Annotated in this window: 7 protein-coding genes; 4 read left to right on the plus strand and 3 right to left on the minus strand. The window is 37.9% G+C overall.

The window, feature by feature from the left end:
* Nucleotides 1-68: 68 nt before the first annotated feature.
* Both MKX96_RS19525 and MKX96_RS19530 read right to left on the minus strand, forming a co-directional pair.
* Nucleotides 69-509: a hypothetical protein gene (locus MKX96_RS19525; RefSeq protein ID WP_340886930.1), complete on the minus strand. Its 441-nt coding sequence runs from the start codon at nucleotides 507-509 to the stop codon at nucleotides 69-71.
* Nucleotides 510-607: 98 nt separating this feature from the next.
* A complete protein-coding gene (locus MKX96_RS19530) occupies nucleotides 608-1,105 on the minus strand; it encodes a TspO/MBR family protein (RefSeq protein ID WP_251553554.1) in 498 nt (165 codons plus the stop codon).
* 139 nt (nucleotides 1,106-1,244) lie between these two features.
* On the opposite strand from MKX96_RS19530, the gene MKX96_RS19535 reads away from it, so the two are divergent.
* The gene (locus MKX96_RS19535; protein ID WP_340886934.1) at nucleotides 1,245-2,636 is read left to right on the plus strand and encodes a bifunctional metallophosphatase/5'-nucleotidase; all 1,392 of its coding nucleotides are present in this window, start codon (nucleotides 1,245-1,247) and stop codon (nucleotides 2,634-2,636) included.
* A gap of 12 nt (nucleotides 2,637-2,648) precedes the next feature.
* Nucleotides 2,649-3,695 (plus strand): DmpA family aminopeptidase, encoded by a 1,047-nt coding sequence (locus MKX96_RS19540; protein ID WP_340886993.1) that lies wholly within the window; start codon nucleotides 2,649-2,651, stop codon nucleotides 3,693-3,695.
* Between the two features lie 70 nt (nucleotides 3,696-3,765).
* Here the strand turns inward: MKX96_RS19540 and MKX96_RS19545 are convergent, their stop codons facing one another.
* Complete coding sequence (locus MKX96_RS19545; RefSeq protein WP_340886936.1) at nucleotides 3,766-5,907, minus strand: type IA DNA topoisomerase; 2,142 nt, start codon at nucleotides 5,905-5,907, stop codon at nucleotides 3,766-3,768.
* A 303-nt stretch (nucleotides 5,908-6,210) separates the two neighbouring features.
* On the opposite strand from MKX96_RS19545, the gene MKX96_RS19550 reads away from it, so the two are divergent.
* Both MKX96_RS19550 and MKX96_RS19555 read left to right on the plus strand, forming a co-directional pair.
* The gene (locus MKX96_RS19550; protein WP_340886940.1) at nucleotides 6,211-7,431 is read left to right on the plus strand and encodes an MFS transporter; all 1,221 of its coding nucleotides are present in this window, start codon (nucleotides 6,211-6,213) and stop codon (nucleotides 7,429-7,431) included.
* Between the two features lie 135 nt (nucleotides 7,432-7,566).
* Nucleotides 7,567-7,936, plus strand: a 370-nt coding sequence (locus tag MKX96_RS19555) for a transposase (protein ID WP_340886995.1), incomplete at its 3' end; no start/stop codon positions are given.

Consider the following 7,936-nt stretch of genomic DNA (forward strand, 5'->3'; position numbering starts at 1 on the left):
ACTCATCCACCATAGCTAAAAAAAGAACTGAAAATTACAGTTCCTTACTTGGAGTCACTTATTTCTAATTATTCAGACACCACAACAGGCTTTAATTTAACTAGAATCAAGTCAGTGTCTAAACCTTCTCGTTCGTGCTCATCTACTACCCAGTTGATAGAAAGAAGCTGTCTTAAAGTACTTAATTGTTGTGGGTTAAGCTCTAATAATTCAAACGTATTATCGACAATTTTATAATCCTGTTCCTCTAGTTTGTTGAATTTCATTTTAAGTAAGTTCTTTAATCCATTAAAAGTGATAAATTTAACGGAGTAGCCATTTTCCAAGAGCTCAATAAATTGTTGTTTATCTTGGCTGTAAATATTAAGTAATGCTTCATATTCGGTAGAAAAAGTCTCCTCCCAGGAACGACCATCCAAACTGCTAAGTAACTCCTGATTGGACACGCCATTACTTCGTAAAGATTCTAGTAAAACTGCTTCCATCATTGATAGTTTTATATTTTTCATATTGTCACTCCCTAATGTGTTTATCTATTCCATTAAGTATATCAAAACAAATGAACAAACAAACCCCAGATTGATTTATACAATTTGGGGTTTATTAGTTATTTATTTAACTTCCATACTGCAAAGTTTAATCCTAAGGCAAAGGTTACCCAGCCGATGTACGGTACCATTAATGCGCCGGCAGTAGTATCTTTCTTTTGAAATTCATATGCTGTCATGGCTATGGCACCTAACAAAATGGTCATTTCAATAAGCGCTGTTCCTCTAAGACCCCAACGGAAAAACAAGAAAGACCATAAGAAATTTAAACCTAACTGTAAGTCATAGAGAGGAATTGCAGGTGATTCCTTATCCCCTTGTTGAACTTTTTGATCAGCACGATATTTGGCTAGTCCCATCATTGCATAAAGGGATGTCCAAACAATAGGGAAGACAGGAGCGGGGGGAGCGAAGGAAGGCTGCTTAAGCTTTTTGTATTTTTTTTGTGCATTACGATTGGCTAACCAGCCCGTAATAGAACCTCCTATAACAGGTACTAGAATGCTAATAGCTAATTTTTTCTTATCTAACTCACCATTTACTTTTAATACTTCCATTTGATTACCTCCTAAATAGTCTTATGTAAAAATTATTCCCTAATTACATTGGAATACGCTTACATTTTGAAAATATTAGAGTTAATGGAATTATTAGAATATGATATGATAGGAGAATAATTAGGGGGAGACATAGCTCATGACAAGATTAAAAATCTTACATACGAATGATATACATAGTCAATTTGATAACTATAAAAAGATAGTTTCTTTAATTCGAGAGCATCGAGATGAAAATACAATTGTATTAGATGGAGGAGATTTTGCTGATTTTAAAAGCATCGAGCTACAGGGGACTAGGGGGATAGCGGCCCTTGAGCTGCTAGAGGCTGGTGGTTATGATGCAATTACAATCGGTAACAATGAAATGTTTAACGGAGTCGATACACTAGAGCATATGGCAAGCAATAGCTCAGTGCCTTTTATAAGTAACAATCTAGTGAAAAAAGATGGCACAACTATTAACGGAGTACATAAAAGCATTATTTTAGAAAAGAATGGTCTTCGTCTTCTTATTACTGGTTCTTCACCAGACATGAGTGTTTTTAATGATGGTCTTGGCATTCATATGCACGATTATACGAATGCTATCCGGGAAGAGATTCAAAGAAACAAAGGGAAATATGACGTGTGTATTCTGCTAAGCCACGTGGGCACATTTGCAGATGAACCGTTAGCCAATGAAATAAAGGAAATTGATATTATTATATCAGCTCATGACCATAAACTATTCACAGAAGCGAAGTTAATTAATAATACGATTATGAATAGTGCTGGGAACTATGGGGAGTACCTAGGAATAGTTGAAATAGAAGTGACAAGCGGAAAGGTTAACCTAATCCACTCCCAGACTATATCAACTAAAGAAATACAAGAGGATCCTCAGGTTATTTCAGTTTTAAAAGTAAATAAAAAAAAGGCGGTTAACGTATTAAGTCAACCGCTATATACCTTAGGGAATCCTCTTTGGCACGATGTAGTGGAGGAGAATCCTATTAGTAATCTGATTGCTGATGGATTGAAGGATATGCTAAAGGCAGACATTGGACTTATTAACAGTGGTATTTGTAATGCAGGTATCTTCCATGAGATGTCTAGAAAAAAACTAATAGAAATTTGTCCTTCTCCCTTGAATCCTACGCTTTTTGAGATTCAAGGAAAGCATATTCAGGAAGCACTGCAATCATCCTTAGATGCCCAGGTTTGCTTGGCCGAAGGTCGAGGTCCAGGTTTTAGGGGGAGATTTGTGGGCAGATTACACGTGTCTGGACTAAAAATTGAGCACGATGGCAAGCATATTAAAACTATCTATTTAAATGAGATTCCAATTGAAGATGAAAAATGGTATTTAGTTGCAAGCTCCGACTATTTGCAAAGGGGATCAGGTTATCCTAGTCTGGCCATTAATCGAAACGAAACCTATTGGGCAGAAGAGATTAAGGATATCATACAAATATATGGAGAAAAACCTGAGTTCATAAAATCTGCTTATCAAAATAGGTGGATGGAAGTAGCTAAAATAAGGGGATAAAATATGAAGCAAATGAAAATACGACAACGTGGTGTGACAATCGGAAAGCTACCAGTGGGCCCAAAAAATTGTATTACAGATGTAGAGGGTGTCCAAGTGGGCCATGTAACGCTAGATTACCAACTTCAAGAAGGTGAGCATGCTTGTACAGGAGTCACTGCGATACTTCCACATGGAGATAACCTATTTCATCAAAAAGTTGTCGGAGCTAGCTATATATTAAATGGCTTTGGCAAAACAACTGGTCTAGTGCAGGTGGATGAGTTAGGGGTAATTGAGGCTCCTATTATGCTAACCAATACATTTGGCGTCCCAGCGGTCACTCAAGGTACTTTGGCGTATATGCTAAAAGAAAATCCTGATATCGGAGTGTCTACTGGGACAATTAATATTGTGGTCGGAGAGTGTAACGATGGTAGGCTAAATTCTATACGTGAACTTCCCGTGGAACCTAAGCATGCAATAGACGCAATCCAAAATGCTACTTCAGAGGCTTCTATAGAAGGAGCAGTTGGAGCTGGCAAAGGAATGATTTGTTTCGGTCACAAAGGTGGGATAGGATCATCCTCCAGAATAGTGTATGATACCTCCAGCGATATCGCCTATACCATTGGGTGCATGGTGCTAAGTAACTTTGGAAAGAAAGAAGAATTCCAGGCAGAACGGTATAAAGCAAAGGATGATAGTTCCGTACCGTCGTATCCTACACCTGCAGATGGCTCCATAATAATAGTTTTAGCAACGGATGTACCTCTTGGAAATAGTCAGCTCAAGCGAGTTGCCAAGCGTTGTGGTATTGGCTTAGGAAGGACAGGGAGTCACTTTAGCAATGGAAGTGGCGATATTGTTATTGCATTTTCAACTGCTCATAAAATTCCACATGTCTCTGAGAACAGCGTGGAGCCAAGGAGTGTCCTAAGGGATGATCATGCTGTCATGAATGATCTGTTCCAAGCTGCAGCAGAAGTGACTGAGGAGGCGATTGTAAACTCCTTATCTCAAGCTGTTACTACAACAGGACGTCTTGGTGAGACAGTGTACGCCTATCCCTTTGAATAAAAGAAAAAGCAAAAGGAATCGAGGTAAATGGCTCGGTTCCTTTTGCTCTTTAACATGTAAACAGTCTGGGTTATTTAAACTCTAGTTTTACTTTGCCTTCTTCTAGAGCAAGCTTTGCATCAAACTTTTGACCATTTTCAGCTTCAAACCCCTTGATAGTGTTTGTTATTCCTTTTGTACAAAGCAGCTTGATTTGACTAGGCGTAATTTTTTTCTTTAAGAAAAATCCATTAAATGTTTGAGTGCACCCATTTTTATAATTTGTACAGCCGTAAAAATTTTTACGTGCTACAATGGATCCTTGTCCACATTTAGGGCATGGAGCAATCGGTTCCTGCTTAAACTTTGCATATTTCGAACTTGGTTCTCTAGGAGGAAGCTTGATCGTAATGTTTTTGGTTTTAAGTTGGGTAGGTGTTTCATTAATCAGGCTATAGATAAACTTGGCTATGCTACCAAGAAAACGATCTTGAGAGCCTTCCCCATTTCCTATTTTCCGTAGATAGTTTTCCCATTTAGCAGTCATAGAAGGGCTGGAGAGAAGGTTTCCTTCAATAGCCTGACAAAGAACACGCCCTTTATCAGTAATAGAAACTATATTTTTCGTTACCTTTATATAGTTATGTCTTTTTAAGGTTTCAATAATCCCACTTCGAGTAGCTTCGGTTCCTAAACCTTCTACTTCCTTTAAAATCTCCGTTTCATCTTTATCTTCTATTAGCTTACCGCAGGTTTTCATCATTGCGATTAATTGACCCTCTGTATATGGTTTTGGAGGAGTTGTCTTGCCTTCTTTAATTTCAATCTTACTTGCTACTGATTCCTGCTCCGTTAAAGGAGGAAGCGTTAGTTCTTCTTTTTCCTTTTCATTAGATGATTGAATAAAAAGAGCTTTCCAGCCTTTGTCGACCTCAGTTTTGCCGGTTGTAAAGAATAGCAATCCGTTTACCTCAGTGGTAACCTTTGTTTCTGTATAAAGATAGTCCGTATGAAACATCCCGAGCGTCGTACGAATAATTTCCTCGTAAAGATTTCTCTCTATCGGTGACAGTCTGGCAAGTACAGATTGAGATGGAATCTTTTTAGTTGGGATAATAGCATAATGCTCCTGTACCTTTGAGCTATCCACATAACGTTTTTTCGGAGAGCGAGAGGCTATTGGGAACGGTTTATTGATTAGTTTTTGGTACTCCTCCACTTGTCCGACGATATAAGCAAACTCATTTGGAGTAATGTGACGAGAATCAGTTCTAGGATAAGTGACTAACTTTTTTTCATATAGTCCCTGCATCGTTTTTAACACATCTGCTGGACTGATTTTCCACAATCTATTAGCTGTAGCCTGTAATGTCGATAATGAATGTAGCTGTGGCGGTGGAATTCTCTTGTCCTGTTTTACTACAGAGGTAATCACACCTGGCGAATTAGGCTGAATATCATGCTTAGCTAAAAGCGCTCGAATAATTTCCCTTTTAGGCTCTTTTGCTTTTGCTTTTCCCTTATAGCTTCCATGCTCTGCAGTAAATAAAGCTTCTATTTCATAAAAGGGCTCTGAAACAAAGTTCTCGATCTCCATATGACGCTGATAAATCAAATATAGCGTCGGGGATTGGACGCGTCCTATGGGAAATACGTCTTGTATGCCTTGTTCTTTTAATAAAAGGGAGTATAGGCGAGAAGCATTCATACCAACAAGCCAATCACTGATTTGTCTAGCTTTTGCCTCTTCATACATGAGTAAGTCCTTTTGATTGTTCTGCAGGTTAGTAAAGCCTTTACGAACTTCATCTACTTCTAGTGAGTTAATCCATAAACGTTTAATCGTTTTTCCTTTGGCACCTGTTTGGTTATAAATACTATAAAAGATGTTAGAGCCTTCGCGGTCAACATCGCATGCATTAATGACTGTGTCGGTAGATTTGATGAGTTTTTTCACTATCGTAAATTGCTTTGCTTTACCTTTAGCTACTTGAAATTCATAGCGGTCAGGTAATATCGGAAGGCTAGCGAGTGACCATCTATTCCACTTAGGATCGTATGCTTTAGGTTCCTTCAATTCTACTAGATGTCCAATTCCCCAAGTAATAAAAGCTCCTTCGGGAAAGATAGGTGAGGGGAGAATTTCTATATAGCCTTCATGGCGTTTTACTGAAAAAGCGTCTGCATATGCCTTCGCTTGACTTGGCTTCTCAGCGAGTATGACTGGTTTCACAATTTCACCTCTTCAAGATTCATATATTTATTGTGCATTAAATTGGAGCAAAATACAAAGGACTAACGTAGCTTAAATTTTCAGCTATAAGTCTGGCTATTTTCAGTTTGAAGAAAGATTAATTGGCGTTGTTGATATTCTTTAACATTAACCTAATGAATTTTGTTATAATTATGACAATTAATATGGAGCTAGGATTGACTACTCACTTGAGGGAATTGTAGTGAGGGGTATTGATTAAGAAGAGTTGTGGCTCTTATAGCTTCAGCTATCTTTGTGGCTTCCTGAAAGAATGGGATAATATTGAGTGATTCAAATAATTTTAAAGGATATTCTATTAGAGATTTTCAATTTTGGAGAATAGTAGGGAGCCTGGGCTTAGCGTCCATGTTTATATTCGGTTCTATGTATTCAGTTCAACCCATACTTCCGATGTTTACGAAGGAGTTTGACGTTAAGGTTTCTTACTCTAGTATGATGATGTCCTTAACAACAGTTGGTCTTATAATTGGTTTAATCGTTTTAGGTTTTTTCTCTGATCGGATTGGCAGAACTAATTTCGTTAGATTTTCTATAATTGGCTCGGTGCTTCCTTTTTTTCTTATGACTCTTTCGGATAATTTTGTGTGGATTATTATTTTACGATTTATCCAGGGCTTCCTACTTGCTGGAGTGCCAGCTGCCGTATTAGCCTATATAAGTGAGGAAATAGATAAGAGATTTTTGAGTGTAGCAACCGCCCTATATATATCCTGTAATGCTTTAGGAGGAATGATAGGGCGCGTCGTGACAGGTTATGCAACAGAGCATTTCTCTTGGGAAATAGCTTTTTATATTTTAGCGGTTAGTGGCATATTTGTTTTTATATTAGTGCTGGTTACTTTACCTAAATCTAGAAATTTCCAGCCTCAGGAAGCGAGCTTTAGAGATGATTTAGATGGCTTTGCTTATCATTTTAAAAATCCTTCCCTGCTGTTAATGTTCGGATTAGGAATTGTGCTTCAGCTTTCTTTTACTGGGATTTGGACATATATACCATTCCATCTGACTAATTCACCTTTTTCACTTTCAATTGATGCTGTTTCAAATATATTTTTCGCATATGGGCTTGGGGTAATTGGCTCCCCGTTAGCTAGCTGGATGGCAGGAAAAATAGGACAAAGAAAGGTACTCATATCTGGAGTTTTTATGCTGAGTATGGGTATTTTACTTACAAACAGTAGTTCAGTTTGGATGATTGTAGTTGGCTTATGTGTAGTGTGCTTAGGATTTTTTACAGCCCATTCCTTGGCAGCGTCCTCCGTTAGTAGAGAGGCGAGTCATCATAAAGGGAGTGCCTCCAGTCTATACCTCGTTTCCTACTATATAGGGGTAGGGGTGGGAAGTACCTTATTAGGACCGCTATGGGAGCGACTTGGATGGAGTGGACTTGTTACAATTACAGCTATAGTTCCCGTGATTTATGTAGTTTTTGTAATGTTAATACAATATTGGAACGCCAAAAAGAGGCTGGGACAAAACTAACCTCAAAAATAGGATAGCTGCTGGCATTTTACGAAAGTAAAATATCAGCAGCTATTTTTTTGCATGAAAAAAGGACAACTTCTGTTAAAATTTAAGTATCCTACTACTAAATTTCAAACGAAAGAAGTGTCCTTTATGTTTAAAAATTATAACATGAATCAATTAATATTACCTCTAGATTTAGAAATGAAATTACAAGAAAATGATATTGCCTTCCATATCCATTATCTAGTCGAAAGTATTCCTGCAGAAGCTTTCGCTCCTTTTCAAAAAGAAACAGGTTGTCCAGCCTATCACCCACGGATGATGTTGAAAATTATTTTGTGTGGTTATACTCAATCAGTCTTTTCAGGTCGAAGAATCGAAGATTTAACAAAAGACAGTGTCCGCATGATGTGGCTAGCTCAAGGATATGAACCTAGTTACCGTACCATTAACCGTTTTCGTATTCAGCCACAAATGAAGGAATTACTGCGCCAATGCTTTGTACAATTTCGTTGTAGGC

Origin of the sequence: Psychrobacillus sp. FSL W7-1493, assembly GCF_038004905.1 — a bacterium.
GTDB lineage: Bacteria > Bacillota > Bacilli > Bacillales_A > Planococcaceae > Psychrobacillus.